A 15,209-nucleotide genomic window follows, 5' to 3' on the forward strand; every position below is an offset into this window, starting at 1 on the left:
CGTATTGATATGACTAGAATAAAGCAATAATCGTGCCCCTTATTATACTAATCAGTATAAAGATTTGATCGCTCAGCGAGAGTTTAGCGGCTCTGAGTAGATCAACTTCTTATACTGATTGGTACTAGTCTGCAACTATACATTTAGCCGTAAAGTTATTCAGCTTTGCGCCGATAACAGCATTAGATGAACTTATTCTTTTAGAAATGCTTTTGGGGCTATATAGGTTCCTGAAAGATAGGAATACAAAGATGTATAAGACAATAATCTTTTTGCCATTACTCATGTTGCTTGGCTGTGCGGCAACGCAGAATGAAGCTGCTGATGAACAAGTGCTTGAAAGCGGCAATGGCTTGCCTCATTTGTCGTCAATTAACCATTTGGCTCAGCAGATGGTCAATGAGTTGGTAAGGCAAAATGATAGCTTAAAACCGACTCAGCCATTGCTGGTGGCTACACCGGTATTGCTAGCTGATTTGGCTACCACGAACGAACTGGGCCTGCAGTATCAGCAAGGACTAATTGCTGCACTACATGATCATCAGTTTAATTTAATTGACATGAATGTGGCAGAGACGCTACGTGTGACTCAGGAAGGCGACTTTATCTTGAGCCGAGATTGGCAGCAATTACCAGCGGATATCGATGTTAGGCATGTGGTGGTGTCAACGATGAGTCCAAGTAAAGAGGGAGTCGTTGTGTATAGTCGCATTGTGGATGTCAGCAACAATCGAGTGATATCAGTGGCTCAAAGTTTTGTTCCAATAACAGCGATGCCAGATATGTTAAGCCCTTCAGAGAGAGTGGTGTCTGAAAACGGTTTGTTGTATCGCTCAGAACATGCAGGACGGAAAGCGGTAAATCTTGGGGGAGTCAAATAGATGAGAGCGATAATAGTTATTGCAAGCCTATTAATTGCAAGCATGTTTGCAGGTTGCTCGGCACAAGACCGCTATGTGCAATACGAGACCGAGGCGCCTGAATCCTTTCCGACATTAACTGCGATTGGTTATGCGACATTAGACAGTCAGCCTTCGAATGATCCCGCGCAGCGTGTCCTTATGGCGATGCAGGCCTCTAAAATTGCTGCTTATAGAGAGCTGGCCGAGCAAGTGTATGGTCAGCACTTAACTGCGTCTAGCCAGATGAGCGATTGGATGTTATCGAGTGATGAGATTAAAGCTTCGGTTTCAGGGGTTATTCGCGGCGCAAGGGTCGTTAAGAGTTATCCTGCCGGTGAGCATTATGTCACTGAGCTAGAGTTGGATTTTGAACAGGTTTGGGCGTTATATCAGCAACAGAACCGTTCGCAAAAAGTGAAAGAGATCACTTATTTTTAAGAGATAGGCTGCTCGCAAGCTCTGCTAGAGTGGCCATTGGGCTGATGTCAAGATAGGTCGTAGATATGAAGCAAAAAAGCGAAGCACTAGCTTCGCTTTTTCTATTGAGCTTTTTAAGCTCTTAAATTGTTACCTAAGCTGGAGATACTTGAGGTGCGGCCTTTGCCATCATAGGTGAGGCTGGTAGAACTTCGACTGACCTGCAGTGCTTGAGAAAAACGATTTAAGCTGGCTAAGCTCAATTCAATTAAAGATTCGTTCTCAGCGTTGAGTTGTTGGCACTCTGCGAGCAAGCTCTTTGCTTCGCTAACTTGCTGAGATAATGTTGCATCGGTCTCTAATATACTTTTATCAGGCTGCGCGGCTATCATCTCATCGTTATGCTTTAAATTATCAAGTAAGCTCGCTTTTGTGCACGCTAGCGCTAACAAGGTGTCTGCATCTTGCGACTGTAATGCTTGTTTTTCTTGGCTGATAACGGCTTTAAGCTCAGTCAACACGCTATGTTGTGAGCTTAATAGATGAGATAAATTTGTCATAATGGCCTTATCTGTTTTGCCTTAATCCGCGTTTAGCGGCGAGGTTTAGTTTAAATCGCTGAGATCATTCTCGAAGTTTGCGATATTAGTTGCAAGTTTATCAGGATCGATTTTGTAACGGCCTTCAGCGATAGCAGCTTTAATTTCGTCAACTTTCTTTTGGTCTATATCAGGCATATCAGCCATCTTTGTTTGTACATTCTGGAGCTGTTGAGCCTGTGGCGTAATTGACACAGAGTCGGCTTTTTGTGCTGCCGCTGTTTGCGCGGGGGCGGCAGGTGCACTTTGTGCTGCAGAGCCTTTGCCCGCATTACTGCTGTTTATACGCGATGTTGCAGCGCTATTTACTTGTTTAATATCCATAGCCATTTTGGTATCCAACATTGAATAAAGAGACTTTCTTACACATGCTATCGGCGTGATAACTATTAACTTTAGACTTATTTTACATTCTTACTTCAACTTGGCCAACAGCAGTGACTTTTGCATTCAATGTTTTTTGTGAATGAGTGTTTTTAATACGGATTTTATCGCCTAGATTACCGTCGTGTAAGGCTTCGCCAACGGTTTTAATTTCAAAATTTTCAGAGCGAGCGAATATAGAAACGGTATCTCCCTTACAAACAATGCAAAGGTGGTTATTGAAAATGGGTTGCTGCGGGGCAACACGGCGCTTTAATCGAGCTCCTACCACTTGATCCACTTGGTCAAATTGTTGACCGCGCAGTGTGGTTTGCTCTACATAATCGATTTCGACATCACTGCTTGATAGCAGATCGCCGGGACCTAAAGTAGATTTCGCTACCACCACGGGGTAGAGAATATCGACTCTCACCGATAAAAATATTTGCCACGGGTAACTTAAGTCTGGGCTGTCGCAACTGATCTTAATGGTGTTATTACGTCTAATTGCGCGGTCACTGGCAATTTCAGCTTTAATCGGTAAGTAGCAGCTAGGCAAGCTGATGCGACTATCGAGACTCTGAGGGGTGATATTTATCTTAGCTTTTTCAGGCGCTTCTATTTTTTCTTCAACTGCGGCTATAGCTAATCGAGAAATGGTCGATATAGAAGGTACGCTAGCAAGTTGATCTGCATTTGCAATAGCGGCGATGGGTACAAATAATACGGTTAAAAAGAGCCAAAAAATTATTTTCATAATGAATACACCAGCTTGATTCGCTAGAATGCACCTAAGTCGTGTTGTTTTAGAATTTCTGTAGCGAACTCATTAAATTGTCGGGTGTCATAAAGTTGACTAAAATCGCAACGCTAGAATCAGATAGTACAAGCTAAGCAAGTAGTATGCCTAAATGTAGGTGTTAATTATATTGATCAGTATCGGCAGCATCGATGCGCTAAATCAACGTAATAAGTGGTCACTCAACTAAATTGAATCTTTTTGATTTAATCGATAAAAATAAGTACAAGGCAAATTTTCATGTCGAACATTCTTGAATCAGTAAATAAGCGAACGCAATTGGTTGGACAGAACCGACTAGAGTTGTTGTTATTTAAACTTAATGGACGTCAACGGTTCGGCATTAACGTATTTAAGGTAAAAGAGGTGCTGCAATGCCCTCCATTAACCAGTTTACCTAGGCTCAATTCAAACGTACGTGGGATTGCTCATGTTCGCGGAATGACAATTTCAGTGATTGACTTAAGTGCAGCCACAGGTGGTCGCCCGATTGAGAACATTGAGAACTGTTTCATTATCATCTCTGAGTACAACCGCAGTGTACAAGGCTTCTTGGTCAGTTCTGTAGAGCGTATTATCAATATGAACTGGGAAGCTATCATGCCGCCACCTCAAGGCGCTGGCCGTGGCTCATACCTAACGGCTGTTACCGAGATAGAAAACGAACTTGTAGAGATCCTAGATGTAGAAAAAATCTTAGATGAGATCTCGCCGGTTAACACCAATATCAGTAAAGAGCTGGATGATAAACTGACTATTGATAGAGATCTGCATCATCACATAATGGTGATCGATGACTCATCGGTTGCACGTAAACAGATTATTCGTGCGTTAAGCTCGCTCGATCTGCAAATCGACACTGCTAAAGACGGTAAAGAAGCGTTAGATAAATTACGGTTGATGGCCGCTGAATTGGAAGATGTCTCAACAGAGATCCCGTTGATCATTTCAGATATTGAGATGCCAGAAATGGATGGCTATACCTTAACCGCTGAAATACGTGATGATCCTAAATTGAGAAACATCAAAGTCGTGCTACATACTTCGCTCAGCGGGGTATTCAACCAAGCTATGGTTGAGAAAGTAGGCGCTAATGATTTTATCGCGAAATTTAATCCAGATGAGTTAGCAGCGGCTGTAAACAAGCACTTAAGTTTATAATCCGCGATCTTACAACGTATCGAAGGCCCAAGGAAGCCAACTCCGGCTTGTGTTTCCTTGGGGGCTAATGTATAAACCTGCGATTGTTGTTAAGCTGCAGCGACTGCGTGGCTTTGTTTTATAGATATTTAGGATACTAGAGTGCCGAATAAATCACTTGCTGAAAACGAGTACCATCAATTCAGGCTATTTCTAGAGCAGCATAGCGGTATTGTGCTAGGTGAAAACAAGCAGTACTTAGTGCGTAGCCGCTTGGCGCCGCTGATGGGTAAGTATAACCTTCCTTCTTTGTCGGATGTGGTCAAACATTCAATGAAACCGACTGAACGTCAACTTCGCACCGAAGTTATCGATGCTATGACCACCAATGAGACCTTATGGTTTCGAGACCGTTACCCTTTTGAACTGTTGGCCAATACCTTACTGCCAAACTACAGCCGGCTGGGTAGACCGATTAAAATTTGGTCTGCGGCATGTTCTTCGGGGCAAGAGCCGTACTCGTTAAGCATGACCATTCTTGAACATCAGCAACGTCGCCCCGGTAAATTACCGAGTGGTGCAAGCATTCTTGCGACAGATCTGTCTCCTTCAATGCTTGAACGCTGTAAAAAAGCAGAGTATGACAATTTAGCCTTAGGGCGTGGCTTGTCAGATGAAAGGAAACGTCAGTTTTTTGATACTTTGCCGTCCGGCAATATGGTGATTAAGAATAATGTAAAACAGTTGGTGAACTTCAGAGCACACAACTTGCTTGAAAGTTATACGTTACTGGGTAAGTTTGACATCATTTTTTGCCGTAACGTATTGATCTATTTTTCGCCAGAGGCAAAGCGGAAAATACTGCGGCAATTTGCTGCCGCATTGAACCCAAATGGTATTCTATTTTTAGGCGCCTCGGAGTCTATTGCTGGTCTATCTGAAGAGTTCGATATGATCCGCTGTAATCCTGGGATCTATTACCAAAAGCGCAGTTAAGCTGTCGTAGTCAGGGTGTTTCAACGGCGTTTAACGCAATTTTGACACCCTCTTATCTTGTAAAACCTTCTTTTTGACATCGCTACATCCTAGATATACCTCTATTTTCACTTGTTTAAACTAATCTGGCACACCAATTGCTTTATTTCAGATACCGAGCTGAGGAGGCAATTTTATGGCGATTAGTTTTGATAAAGCATTAGGAGTTCATCAATACACTTTGGGCGTACGCTCCCAACGTGCAGAGGTCCTATCCTCAAATATTGCCAATGCCGACACGCCAAACTATAAAGCGCGTGATGTAGATTTTGCCAAAGCGATGAATTCAGCGCAGTCACGTCAATCGGGCTTAGCGATGGCTAAAAGCGACGGTAAACATTTTGATATGGCAGCGTTAACTCAGCAAAACGTTGCTTACCGTGTACCTAATCAACCCGATACCGGTGATGGCAACACCGTTGATATTCAACAAGAACAATCAGCATTCATGCAAAATGCACTTGAGTATCAGATGTCCCTCGGTTTTCTTGATGGTAAGTTCTCAGGCATGAAAAAAGCGATAAGAGGCGATTAATTATGAGTTTATTTAATATATTTAACGTCGCAGGTTCAGGCATGTCTGCGCAATCAGTCAGGCTTAATACCACTGCCAGTAATATTGCAAATGCTGACGCTGTATCGAGCAGCGCAGGCGAAACTTACCGTGCTCGCCATCCTATTTTTGAAGCTGAAATGAGCAAAGCACAACAGCATCAAAGTGCATCACAATCTGTTGCGGTTAAAGGCATTGTTGAAAGTGATTTACCTTTGAATAAAGAATTTTCTCCCGGCCACCCAATGGCAGACACTGACGGCTTTATCTATAAGCCCAATGTCAACGTGATGGAGGAGATGGCTAACATGATCTCGGCCTCTCGCTCATACCAAATGAATGTACAAGTCACTGATGCAGCGAAATCGATGCTTCAGCAAACTCTTAGAATTGGCAAGTAACTCAGTGAAAGCTGGAGGTAAATTTTGAGCCTGATTAATCCGCTCAATAACACGCAATCGGCAACCGGTCAGCCACAGCAGACCAGCGCCGTTACGCCGCAAGCATCGCAAGCGACGACACAAAGTAGCGCGTCGACAGAGCAGACATCTTCAACCGGTAACCCGTTTTTAGATAGCCTTCGTTTGCCGGCAGAAAACTCAATACCAGAGCCTAATAGTCAGGAGCTTTCTCAAGAAGATTTTTTCTCGTTATTGAGTCAGCAATTGTCGATGCAAGATCCGTTTAAACCGGTCGATAATGACCAGATGATCCAGCAAATGGCATCGTTTTCAACCGTTGATGGGATTAGTAAGCTTAACGAAGAGATTGTTAACCTTAATGCATTAACCACCTCGAGCCAAGCGCTGCAGGCGTCAGGACTAGTGGGTCAGAAAGTGCTTATTCCATCAGACACAGGCTATGTGTCTGCAGAAGAACCCAACATTAAAGCCATTGTCAGCACCCCCGAGGCGATTAAGGACTTAACGGTTCGCGTCGAAGATGAAACTGGCCAACTTATTTCGACCTTTGCCGTTGATGGTAGTGCAGGCGGTAACGTCGATATTACTTGGGACGGCATGGGGAAAAATGGCGAGCCAGTTGCTGAAGGGAGTTATACCCTTAAAGTGACGGGTAACGTTGATGGTAAAAGTGAAGAGCTTCCCGTTTCAACCTACGCACATGTGACCAGCGTATCATTAGGTACTGCTGCTACTGGGGCTATTTTGAATTTACGTGGTGTGGGTGGCATTAAGATCAGTGATGTATTAGCGGTATCAGAATCGTAAACGTCTGACAGATATTAATAGCAGAGGCGAGTATAGCCTCTGCTAAAACGAATTGAACAAGGATTGAGGTGAACTATGTCATTTAACATTGCTTTGAGCGGTATATCGTCTGCGCAAAAAGATCTAAATACAACGGCAAACAATATCGCTAACGTAAACACTACTGGCTTTAAAGAGTCTCGCGCTGAATTTGCCGATGTTTATGCCAGCTCTATTTTCGCTAACAGCAAAACAACCGTTGGTGGTGGTGTGGCAACCAGCCAAGTGGCACAGCAGTTCCATCAAGGTAGCTTACAGTTTACTAATAACTCACTTGATATGGCGATTAATGGTGGCGGTTTCTTCGTGACCTCTTCAGAGATTGGCTCACAAGATCACTCTTTCACCCGTGCTGGTGCGTTTAAGTTTGACTCGAATAACTATATGGTCGATTCAGCGGGTAATTTTCTGCAAACCTTCCCTGTAGATAAAGATGGTAATTCAACCTCGGTAAGTTTAACAACGACCGAGCCAGTTCAAATCCCAGATACAGCGGGTAGCCCAGTAAAAACCGATAACATCGGCATGCAGATGAATCTAAATGCGGGTGATAAGACGTTTGATCCTGCTAATTTCGACCCCGATGACCCAGATACATTCAACAACTCAACATCGGTCACCATGTATGACTCATTAGGTGAGCCACATGTGATGACCACGTACTTTGTTCGTCCTCCGAATGCTGCCCATACCGGTGAAAGTAACTGGGTTGCATTTTATGCCGTTGACGGTAAACAGGTCGATTTGGACCCTGCATCTGGTACCTATGATATCGATACAACAGGCGATGGTAATCCTGATGGCACCGCTAATGCTGAAACCGCAGGTGGTTGGAAAGGTGCTGCGATATCCTTTAATGATACTGGCGCGTACACTGGCAGTAACCCAGCAGTTATTCAGACTGAGGCGTTGGGCGTCGGTGGGGCAAATGTTTTAGGCCCTGGCGCTGATGGTGCGCAAACTTTGACACTTAATTTTAATAACCCGACGCAATATGCTTCACCCTTTGAAGTGACTGAGTTGACGCAGGATGGTACTACCGTTGGGCGATTAACTAACGTTGAAGTGGGCGCTGATGGTCTGATTAACGCCAGCTACAGTAATGGCTCAACGGTACCTCTTGCACGCGTTGCATTAGTTCGCTTTGCCAATGAGCAAGGCTTATCACAAGCAGGCAATACCTCTTGGAAAGCGAGCCTTGATTCGGGTCCTGCATTAGCGGGTGAAGCTAACAGTGGCACCTTTGGTAGTATTCGTTCATCGGCACTTGAGCAATCAAACGTAGACTTAACCACTGAGCTTGTTGATTTGATTTCGGCGCAACGTAACTTCCAAGCTAACTCTCGTACTTTGGAAGTCAACAATACCTTGCAACAAACGGTATTGCAGATCCGTTAATTCTCACACCTCTATCCGCTTTAGCTGCGGTAGAGTAAAACACGTTGCCGCAGCGGCAACGTGTTTCCTCTCTCGACTCATCGTTAACAGTTTTATTCGTAACCTCCTCTTTCTATACTTAATTTATAAAATCAATTTCTGGCACGATGCTTGCTAATTAATACGTTAGACGGAAGTTTGACGGAGCATTACGTGGACAAGTTACTCTATGTCGCTATGAGCGGCGCAAAGCAGAATATGAATTCGTTGGCGATTAGCGCCAACAATTTGGCAAACGCTAACACTGATGGGTTTAAAGCTGATCTCGCACAAGCGCGTTCAATGCAAGCCTTTGGTGAAGGACTGCCAACACGTGTATTTGCTATGACAGAGAGCCCGTCAGCAGACTTTACCAATGGTCCTATCAAGACCACTGGTCGAGATCTAGATATTGCCGTTAAAGGCGATGGCTGGATTGCGGTTCAAGCTGATGATGGCGGCGAAGCTTATACACGTTCTGGTAGCTTGAGTTTCGATACCACTGGTGTGCTCCGTAACGATAAAGGTACCCCACTAATGGGTGACAACGGACCTATCGTATTACCGCTTCCGATCGAAAAAATTGAAATATCTCAAGATGGCATTATCTCTGTTCGTCCAACAGGGGCCACTGCTGAGGTCATTGAAGAGGTTGGCCGTATTAAATTGGTCAATCCTGGTAATGAAAACTTAATGCGCGGCAAAGATGGACTATTTCGTCAAATGTCGGGTGAACCAGCACCTGCTGATCTTTCCGTTGGTCTGCTAAGTGGGGCAGTTGAAGGCAGTAACGTCAATGCTGTACACGAGATGGTATCGATGATTGACATACAACGTCAGTTTGAGATGCAAGTCAAAATGATGAAAACAGCTGAAGAAACAGATAAAGCATCTGCTTCATTAATGCGCATTAGCTAGGAGATAGAATATGCATCCCGCTTTATGGATAAGTAAGACTGGTTTAGACGCTCAGCAGACTGATATTTCTGTTATTTCGAATAACGTGGCTAACGCCAGTACTGTTGGCTTTAAAAAGAGCCGCGCAGTGTTTGAAGATCTCCTGTATCAAAACGTTAACCAAGCGGGTGGGGTAAGTGCATCAAACACCAAACTGCCAAACGGTTTAAATATTGGCGCGGGTACCCAAGTGGTTGCAACGCAAAAAGTCTTTACTCAAGGCAACATGCTAACCACTGACAACTCGCTTGATTTGATGGTTGAAGGTCCAGGATTTTTTGAAGTACAAATGCCAGATGGCACCGCAGCATATACACGTACTGGTCAGTTTAGCCTCGATGATACTGGCCAAATTGTTACCCCAGGTTCTGGGTACGTGGTGCAACCTGCAATCACTATTCCAGATGATGCCACCAGTATTACGGTGTCGGCAGAAGGTGAAGTCTCGGTAAAGACACCGGGTAATGCTGAAAACCAAGTGGTTGGACAGCTAGCTATGTCAGATTTTATTAATCCTGCTGGCCTTGATCCTATGGGGCAAAACCTCTACATGGAAACCGGTGCAAGTGGTACGCCTATTCAAGGGACTGCATCACTTGACGGCATGGGCGCCATTCGTCAAGGGGCGCTTGAAACCTCAAACGTGAACGTTACTGAAGAGCTGGTTAACTTGATTGAAAGCCAACGCATTTACGAGATGAATTCAAAAGTTATCTCAGCAGTCGATCAGATGCTGTCATACGTGAATCAGAACTTATAACGCTAGTGCAGTATTCGCCATTTTTGACAGGTTTTGGCATTCGATTTGCCCGTAATATTTAAGAGAGTTTTTATGAATCGTTATTGGATTTTACTCGTTATTGCTGTGCTTTCAGGTTGTAGTTCAACCAATGAAAAGCCAATTGCAGACGATCCTTATTATGCGCCTGTTTATCCTGAAGCGCCGCCAACGAAAATAGCAGCGACAGGGTCAATGTATCAAGACAGCCAAGCTTCTAGCCTTTACTCCGATATTAAAGCTTTGAAAGTGGGCGATATTATTACTGTCATGTTGATGGAATCGACTCAAGCTAAAAAGAGCGCCAATAACGAAATCAAAAAAGGTACTGACCTGTCACTTGACCCCATTTATGCCGGTGGTGGAAACGTCACCATTGGTGGCAATCCTATCGACCTGCGTTACAAAGACAGCATGAATACAAAGCGCGAATCTGACGCCGACCAAAGTAACAGCTTATCAGGCAGTATCTCAGCTAACGTGATGCAAGTGCTCAATAACGGTAACTTGGTTATTCGCGGTGAGAAGTGGATAAGTATCAACAACGGTGACGAATTTGTGCGTATTACCGGTATTGTGCGTGCTCAAGATATTCGCCCTGATAACACCATTGATTCACCGCGAGTAGCCAATGCACGTATTCAATATAGCGGCACTGGAACATTTGCAGAAGTTCAAAAAGTGGGCTGGCTGAGCTCATTCTTTATGGGTAGCTGGTGGCCGTTTTAGATTTTCTAAGAATAACGAGCAAAGTACTGCGCGGACTGCAGTACTTCACCGCCGAGTAGGGCAGCTGTTGAGCAATTTTAAGCGAGTTAACTGAGCTAAGGACTTTTCATGATGAAACTTAAACTGGCATTACTGTGTGCAATTTTAGTAATTGCATCGCCAGTACATGCACAGCGCATTAAGGACATTGCCAATGTTCAAGGGGTGCGAAGTAACCAATTGATTGGTTATGGCTTAGTGGTTGGTTTACCCGGAACCGGTGAAAAAACCCGTTATACCGAACAAACCTTCAAAACTATGTTGAAGAACTTTGGCATTAATCTACCTGATAATTTCAGGCCTAAAATTAAGAATGTCGCGGTAGTTGCAGTGAGTGCCAATATGCCGCCGTTTATTAAGCCTGGTCAAACACTTGATGTTTCCGTTTCAAGTTTGGGTGAAGCTAAGAGCTTACGTGGCGGCATGCTATTACAGACCTTCCTTAAAGGTGTAGACGGTAATGTCTATGCCATTGCTCAAGGCAGTATGGTGGTGAGTGGTTTTAGTGCTGAGGGACAAGATGGCTCTAAGGTGATCCAAAATACTCCAACGGTTGGCCGCATTCCAAATGGAGCGATTATTGAGCGCACGGTAGCCACACCGTTTTCAACTGGTGACTACCTCACCTTTAACCTGCGCCGCGCTGACTTTTCAACAGCAAAAAGATTATCAGATGCTATCAATGACTTATTAGGCCCAGGAATGGCGCGGCCACTTGATGCCGCATCAGTGCAGGTGAGCGCTCCTCGTGATGTTTCACAACGGGTCTCTTTTCTTGCAACACTGGAAAATATCGAAGTAGAACCTGCCGCTGAATCGGCAAAGGTGATTGTTAACTCACGTACCGGCACCATTGTTGTTGGCCAAGACGTCAAATTATTGCCAGCTGCCGTTACCCACGGTGGGCTAACGGTAACGATTGCTGAGGCAACGCAGGTTTCGCAGCCCAATCCGTTCGCGGGTGGTCAAACAGTCGTCACTACCGACAGTACTATTGATGTCGCTGAAGATGATAGTCGCATGTTTATGTTTAACCCTGGTACCACGCTAGACGAGCTAGTACGGGCGGTTAACCTAGTAGGCGCTGCGCCATCAGACGTGTTAGCAATACTAGAAGCGTTAAAGATGGCAGGGGCTTTGCATGGAGAACTGATAATAATCTAAAAATTGTCGGTTTGAGTGGGAAAGTAGTCATGGATAAGCTGTCGAATGCATCGCAATTTTTGGATCTGGGAGGGTTGGACTCACTCAGATCCAAAGCCCGAAATGGCGAAAACAGTGCACTAAAAGAAGTTGCACAACAGTTTGAAGGTATTTTCGTGCAAATGCTGATGACCAGTATGCGAGATGCTAACGCAGTGTTTGAATCCGACAGCCCTATGAACAGCCAATACACCAAGTTTTATGAGCAGATGCATGACCAACAAATGTCCCTCAACCTATCTGGTGAAGGCATGCTGGGGTTAGCTGATTTAATGGTGCAACAACTCGACCCTGCTAACAGCCCAATGACGCCAGCCTCAGTACTTAGGGGCGACAGCAACAGCTCCGCGAAATCAAACGCTTTTACACTTGATAATCCACATGCGATGCAAATGCCGGCCACAAGAAGCATGAGCGCGGTGCCCGTTGACACAGCAGTAAACTCAACCGTAAATACAGCCGTGGCACCACAAACCTTAGATGCCTTATTAAGTGGCAAAGTCTTGCCGTCGGCGGCATTAACTGCTGATAAATCACAAGCCGATTTTACTAGCCAAGATGAATTTGTTAGTCGGCTTTACCCTCATGCAGAGAAAGCGGCAAAAGAGCTCGGCACAACACCAGAGGTACTAATCGCTCAATCAGCATTGGAAACAGGTTGGGGCCAGAAAATGGTAAAAGGTGCGGCTGGTCAGCAAAGCAATAACCTATTCAATATTAAAGCAGATAGCCGCTGGCAAGGTGACAAAGCACAAGTCAGCACCCTTGAATATGAGCAGGGTGTGGCGGTTAAGCAAAAAGCAGATTTTCGGGTTTATGAGGATATCGGGCAGAGCTTTAATGACTTTGTATCATTTGTTTCTAACAGTGACCGCTACCAAGATGCGACGACAAAGGCGGCTAATCCAGCTGCATTTGTACAGTCACTGCAAGATGCGGGTTACGCAACTGACCCAAAGTATGCCGATAAAGTCATGCAGGTCATGAAAACAATCACACGTGATTTTAAAGATGTTTTACAAGGGGTGAAGCAATGATTAACCAAGTTGTCGAGCCGTTTGTAATGGGGAGTTGTCACTAATGTCGATGGACTTGCTTAGTATTGCTCGCACCGGAGTGCTGGCGTCACAATCTCAATTGGCTATTACCAGTAATAATATTGCCAATGCCAACACCGACGGATACAACCGTCAGGTTGCTTCACAGTCGGCACTCGATTCTCAGCGTATGGGAAATGAGTTTTATGGCGCAGGTACTTATGTGTCTGATGTTAAGCGAGTCTATAACGATTACGCGGCGCGCGAATTACGCATAGGTGCGACAGCCGCCAGTGAAGCACAGACAAGCTACAGTAAAATGTCAGAACTCGATCAGCTGTTTTCGCAGATAGGCTCTGCTGTACCGGCATCACTTAATGATTTCTTTGCTGGCATAAATAGCTTATCTGATATTCCTGATGATTTAGGACTGCGTGACTCTTTACTGACCAATGCCAATCAGTTGGCAAACAATGTCAATCAAATGCAAAAACATCTTGATGGTCAGATGAATCAAACCAACGACCAAATCTCAGCGGTTACCGACCGTATTAATGAGATCAGTAATGAGCTTGGCAATATCAATCGTGAGCTAATGAAGTCTCAGGGTCAGGATATGCAATTGCTAGACAAGCAAGATGCACTGATCTTAGAGTTAAGCGAATATGCCGAAGTGAATGTGGTACCGCTAGAGTCTGGCTCTAAAAGTGTCATGTTGGGTGGCTCAATCATGTTGGTCTCTGGTGAAGTGTCGATGCAAGTGGGGACTAAACCTGGCGACCCACATGCAAATGAGTTACAGATAACCGCATCATCTGGAAATAAAAGCTTAGTAGTTGATGGGTCTAAAATTGGCGGTCAACTCGGCGCACTGGTTAATTATCGAGATGATACTTTGATACCAGCGCAGCTTGAGCTTGGTCAGTTTGCTTTAGGAGTTGCCGATGCATTTAACCAAGCCCAATCTCAAGGTTTCGATCTAAACGGTCAAGTGGGCAGCAATATCTTCACCGATATTAATGATCCATCAATGCAGTTAGGCAGAGCAGGGGCATTATCAACCAATACTGGTAATGCAAATCTAGCCGTCAATATTGATGATGTGGCTGCGCTAACAGGTAATAGTTATGAGCTTAGCTTTACCGCGCCATCGACCTACGAGCTTAAAGATGCTCAAAGCGGTAATGTGACGCCATTGACGCTAAACGGCACCACTTTAGAAGGCGCAAACGGATTTAGTATCGATATTGCAAGTGGCGCTATGGCTTCAGGCGATAAGTTTGAGATCCGTCCAACGTCAAGTGCAGCAACGGCATTATCTGTCACCATGACTGACGGCAAAGGCATTGCCGCAGCAGCGCCAACAATTACCGCGGATGCGGCAAACTCGGGCAACACCAGTATCAACCTTGTCAGCATCGACAACCGAAATGCTGCTGGCTTCCCTACCACAGGTTCTGAGCTAACCTTTGAAATCGATCCATCGGCAGTGCCACCTACTTTTGAAGCTTTTGATGCACAGGGCAACTCTTTAGGACCCGCTGCACCTTATACACCTCCGAGTATTAGCGCGAATGGTTTTACCTTTGAAGTTGATTCCACAGCAACCACTAAAGAGCGATTTACTTTTGACTTGTCGTTTGCCGAAGGTGACAACAGTAACTTAGTGAATATGGCGAAGCTTAACGAAAGCAAAATAATGAATGGTGGTAGCACCACTCTGACTGATGTATTTGAAAATACCAAACTCGATATTGGCGGCAAAACAAAGTCGGCTGAAATTGCAGTAGGTTCAGCAGGTGCTATTTACAATCAGGCATATACCCGGGTGCAAAGTGTATCGGGAGTTAACCTTGATGAAGAAGCGGCAAACTTGATGCGCTTTCAGCAATCTTATCAAGCGTCGGCGCGGATCATGACCACCGCGACGGAAATATTTAATACCTTGTTTAGCTCATTACGCTAACTCGGCAT

The 15,209-nt window shown here is 44.7% G+C and carries 17 protein-coding genes; 14 read left to right on the top strand and 3 right to left on the bottom strand.

All coding sequences use genetic code 11. The features are described 5' to 3' along the window. Positions 1–251 precede the first annotated feature (251 nt). On the top strand, positions 252–881 hold the full coding sequence (locus SWP_RS06620) for a FlgO family outer membrane protein (RefSeq protein ID WP_020911654.1): 630 nt from the start codon (positions 252–254) through the stop codon (positions 879–881). Continuing rightward, positions 882–1,340: an LPP20 family lipoprotein gene (locus SWP_RS06625; RefSeq protein ID WP_020911655.1), complete on the top strand. Its 459-nt coding sequence runs from the start codon at positions 882–884 to the stop codon at positions 1,338–1,340. Between the two features lie 113 nt (positions 1,341–1,453). Here the strand turns inward: SWP_RS06625 and SWP_RS06630 are convergent, their stop codons facing one another. The 3 genes from SWP_RS06630 to flgA all read right to left on the bottom strand — a co-directional run bounded on the left by SWP_RS06630 (position 1,454) and on the right by flgA (position 3,038). Continuing rightward, positions 1,454–1,879 (bottom strand): flagella synthesis protein FlgN, encoded by a 426-nt coding sequence (locus tag SWP_RS06630; RefSeq protein WP_020911656.1) that lies wholly within the window; start codon positions 1,877–1,879, stop codon positions 1,454–1,456. Between the two features lie 45 nt (positions 1,880–1,924). Further along, positions 1,925–2,248, bottom strand: coding sequence for a flagellar biosynthesis anti-sigma factor FlgM (flgM, locus tag SWP_RS06635; protein ID WP_044555736.1), 324 nt, complete (start codon positions 2,246–2,248; stop codon positions 1,925–1,927). 76 nt (positions 2,249–2,324) lie between these two features. Further along, positions 2,325–3,038: a flagellar basal body P-ring formation chaperone FlgA gene (flgA, locus tag SWP_RS06640; RefSeq protein ID WP_020911658.1), complete on the bottom strand. Its 714-nt coding sequence runs from the start codon at positions 3,036–3,038 to the stop codon at positions 2,325–2,327. A gap of 282 nt (positions 3,039–3,320) precedes the next feature. On the opposite strand from flgA, the gene SWP_RS06645 reads away from it, so the two are divergent. From SWP_RS06645 to flgK, 12 genes are all read left to right on the top strand, one after another. Then, positions 3,321–4,241 carry a chemotaxis protein CheV gene (locus tag SWP_RS06645; protein ID WP_020911659.1) on the top strand — a complete coding sequence of 307 codons (921 nt, stop codon included), beginning with the start codon at positions 3,321–3,323 and terminating at the stop codon, positions 4,239–4,241. Between the two features lie 141 nt (positions 4,242–4,382). Next, entirely contained in the window at positions 4,383–5,216 is an 834-nt protein-coding gene (locus tag SWP_RS06650; RefSeq protein ID WP_020911660.1) for a CheR family methyltransferase, read from the top strand. A gap of 175 nt (positions 5,217–5,391) precedes the next feature. Next, the gene (gene flgB / locus SWP_RS06655; RefSeq protein WP_020911661.1) at positions 5,392–5,790 is read left to right on the top strand and encodes a flagellar basal body rod protein FlgB; all 399 of its coding nucleotides are present in this window, start codon (positions 5,392–5,394) and stop codon (positions 5,788–5,790) included. A gap of 2 nt (positions 5,791–5,792) precedes the next feature. Continuing rightward, the gene (gene flgC / locus SWP_RS06660) at positions 5,793–6,209 is read left to right on the top strand and encodes a flagellar basal body rod protein FlgC (RefSeq protein ID WP_020911662.1); all 417 of its coding nucleotides are present in this window, start codon (positions 5,793–5,795) and stop codon (positions 6,207–6,209) included. Between the two features lie 24 nt (positions 6,210–6,233). Next, positions 6,234–7,037, top strand: a complete 804-nt coding sequence (gene flgD / locus SWP_RS06665; RefSeq protein WP_020911663.1) for a flagellar hook assembly protein FlgD — start codon at positions 6,234–6,236, stop codon at positions 7,035–7,037. A gap of 75 nt (positions 7,038–7,112) precedes the next feature. Further along, the gene (gene flgE, locus SWP_RS06670) at positions 7,113–8,474 is read left to right on the top strand and encodes a flagellar hook protein FlgE (protein WP_020911664.1); all 1,362 of its coding nucleotides are present in this window, start codon (positions 7,113–7,115) and stop codon (positions 8,472–8,474) included. 192 nt (positions 8,475–8,666) lie between these two features. After that, positions 8,667–9,410: a flagellar basal-body rod protein FlgF gene (gene flgF, locus SWP_RS06675; protein WP_020911665.1), complete on the top strand. Its 744-nt coding sequence runs from the start codon at positions 8,667–8,669 to the stop codon at positions 9,408–9,410. A gap of 10 nt (positions 9,411–9,420) precedes the next feature. Further along, entirely contained in the window at positions 9,421–10,209 is a 789-nt protein-coding gene (gene flgG / locus SWP_RS06680; RefSeq protein WP_020911666.1) for a flagellar basal-body rod protein FlgG, read from the top strand. Positions 10,210–10,281: 72 nt separating this feature from the next. Further along, the gene (gene flgH, locus SWP_RS06685; protein ID WP_020911667.1) at positions 10,282–10,956 is read left to right on the top strand and encodes a flagellar basal body L-ring protein FlgH; all 675 of its coding nucleotides are present in this window, start codon (positions 10,282–10,284) and stop codon (positions 10,954–10,956) included. A 111-nt stretch (positions 10,957–11,067) separates the two neighbouring features. Further along, on the top strand, positions 11,068–12,159 hold the full coding sequence (locus SWP_RS06690; protein ID WP_044556315.1) for a flagellar basal body P-ring protein FlgI: 1,092 nt from the start codon (positions 11,068–11,070) through the stop codon (positions 12,157–12,159). Positions 12,160–12,188: 29 nt separating this feature from the next. After that, positions 12,189–13,235, top strand: coding sequence for a flagellar assembly peptidoglycan hydrolase FlgJ (gene flgJ, locus SWP_RS06695; RefSeq protein WP_020911669.1), 1,047 nt, complete (start codon positions 12,189–12,191; stop codon positions 13,233–13,235). A 43-nt stretch (positions 13,236–13,278) separates the two neighbouring features. Then, on the top strand, positions 13,279–15,201 hold the full coding sequence (gene flgK, locus SWP_RS06700) for a flagellar hook-associated protein FlgK (protein WP_020911670.1): 1,923 nt from the start codon (positions 13,279–13,281) through the stop codon (positions 15,199–15,201). Positions 15,202–15,209 lie beyond the last annotated feature (8 nt).

Origin of the sequence: Shewanella piezotolerans WP3 (assembly GCF_000014885.1) — a bacterium.
Classification (GTDB): Bacteria; Pseudomonadota; Gammaproteobacteria; order Enterobacterales; family Shewanellaceae; genus Shewanella; species Shewanella piezotolerans.

Excerpts from the sequence above, each read along its gene's own strand:
- flgA (WP_020911658.1), bottom strand. The coding sequence starts at position 3,038 with ATGAAAATAATTTTTTGGCTCTTTTTAACCGTATTATTTGTACCCATC.
- SWP_RS06620 (WP_020911654.1), top strand. The coding sequence starts at position 252 with ATGTATAAGACAATAATCTTTTTGCCATTACTCATGTTGCTTGGCTGT.
- SWP_RS06625 (WP_020911655.1), top strand. The coding sequence starts at position 882 with ATGAGAGCGATAATAGTTATTGCAAGCCTATTAATTGCAAGCATGTTT.
- SWP_RS06645 (WP_020911659.1), top strand. The coding sequence starts at position 3,321 with ATGTCGAACATTCTTGAATCAGTAAATAAGCGAACGCAATTGGTTGGA.
- flgK (WP_020911670.1), top strand. The coding sequence starts at position 13,279 with ATGTCGATGGACTTGCTTAGTATTGCTCGCACCGGAGTGCTGGCGTCA.
- flgG (WP_020911666.1), top strand. The coding sequence starts at position 9,421 with ATGCATCCCGCTTTATGGATAAGTAAGACTGGTTTAGACGCTCAGCAG.
- SWP_RS06630 (WP_020911656.1), bottom strand. The coding sequence starts at position 1,879 with ATGACAAATTTATCTCATCTATTAAGCTCACAACATAGCGTGTTGACT.
- flgC (WP_020911662.1), top strand. The coding sequence starts at position 5,793 with ATGAGTTTATTTAATATATTTAACGTCGCAGGTTCAGGCATGTCTGCG.
- flgE (WP_020911664.1), top strand. The coding sequence starts at position 7,113 with ATGTCATTTAACATTGCTTTGAGCGGTATATCGTCTGCGCAAAAAGAT.
- flgJ (WP_020911669.1), top strand. The coding sequence starts at position 12,189 with ATGGATAAGCTGTCGAATGCATCGCAATTTTTGGATCTGGGAGGGTTG.
- flgB (WP_020911661.1), top strand. The coding sequence starts at position 5,392 with ATGGCGATTAGTTTTGATAAAGCATTAGGAGTTCATCAATACACTTTG.
- SWP_RS06690 (WP_044556315.1), top strand. The coding sequence starts at position 11,068 with ATGAAACTTAAACTGGCATTACTGTGTGCAATTTTAGTAATTGCATCG.
- flgH (WP_020911667.1), top strand. The coding sequence starts at position 10,282 with ATGAATCGTTATTGGATTTTACTCGTTATTGCTGTGCTTTCAGGTTGT.
- flgM (WP_044555736.1), bottom strand. The coding sequence starts at position 2,248 with ATGGCTATGGATATTAAACAAGTAAATAGCGCTGCAACATCGCGTATA.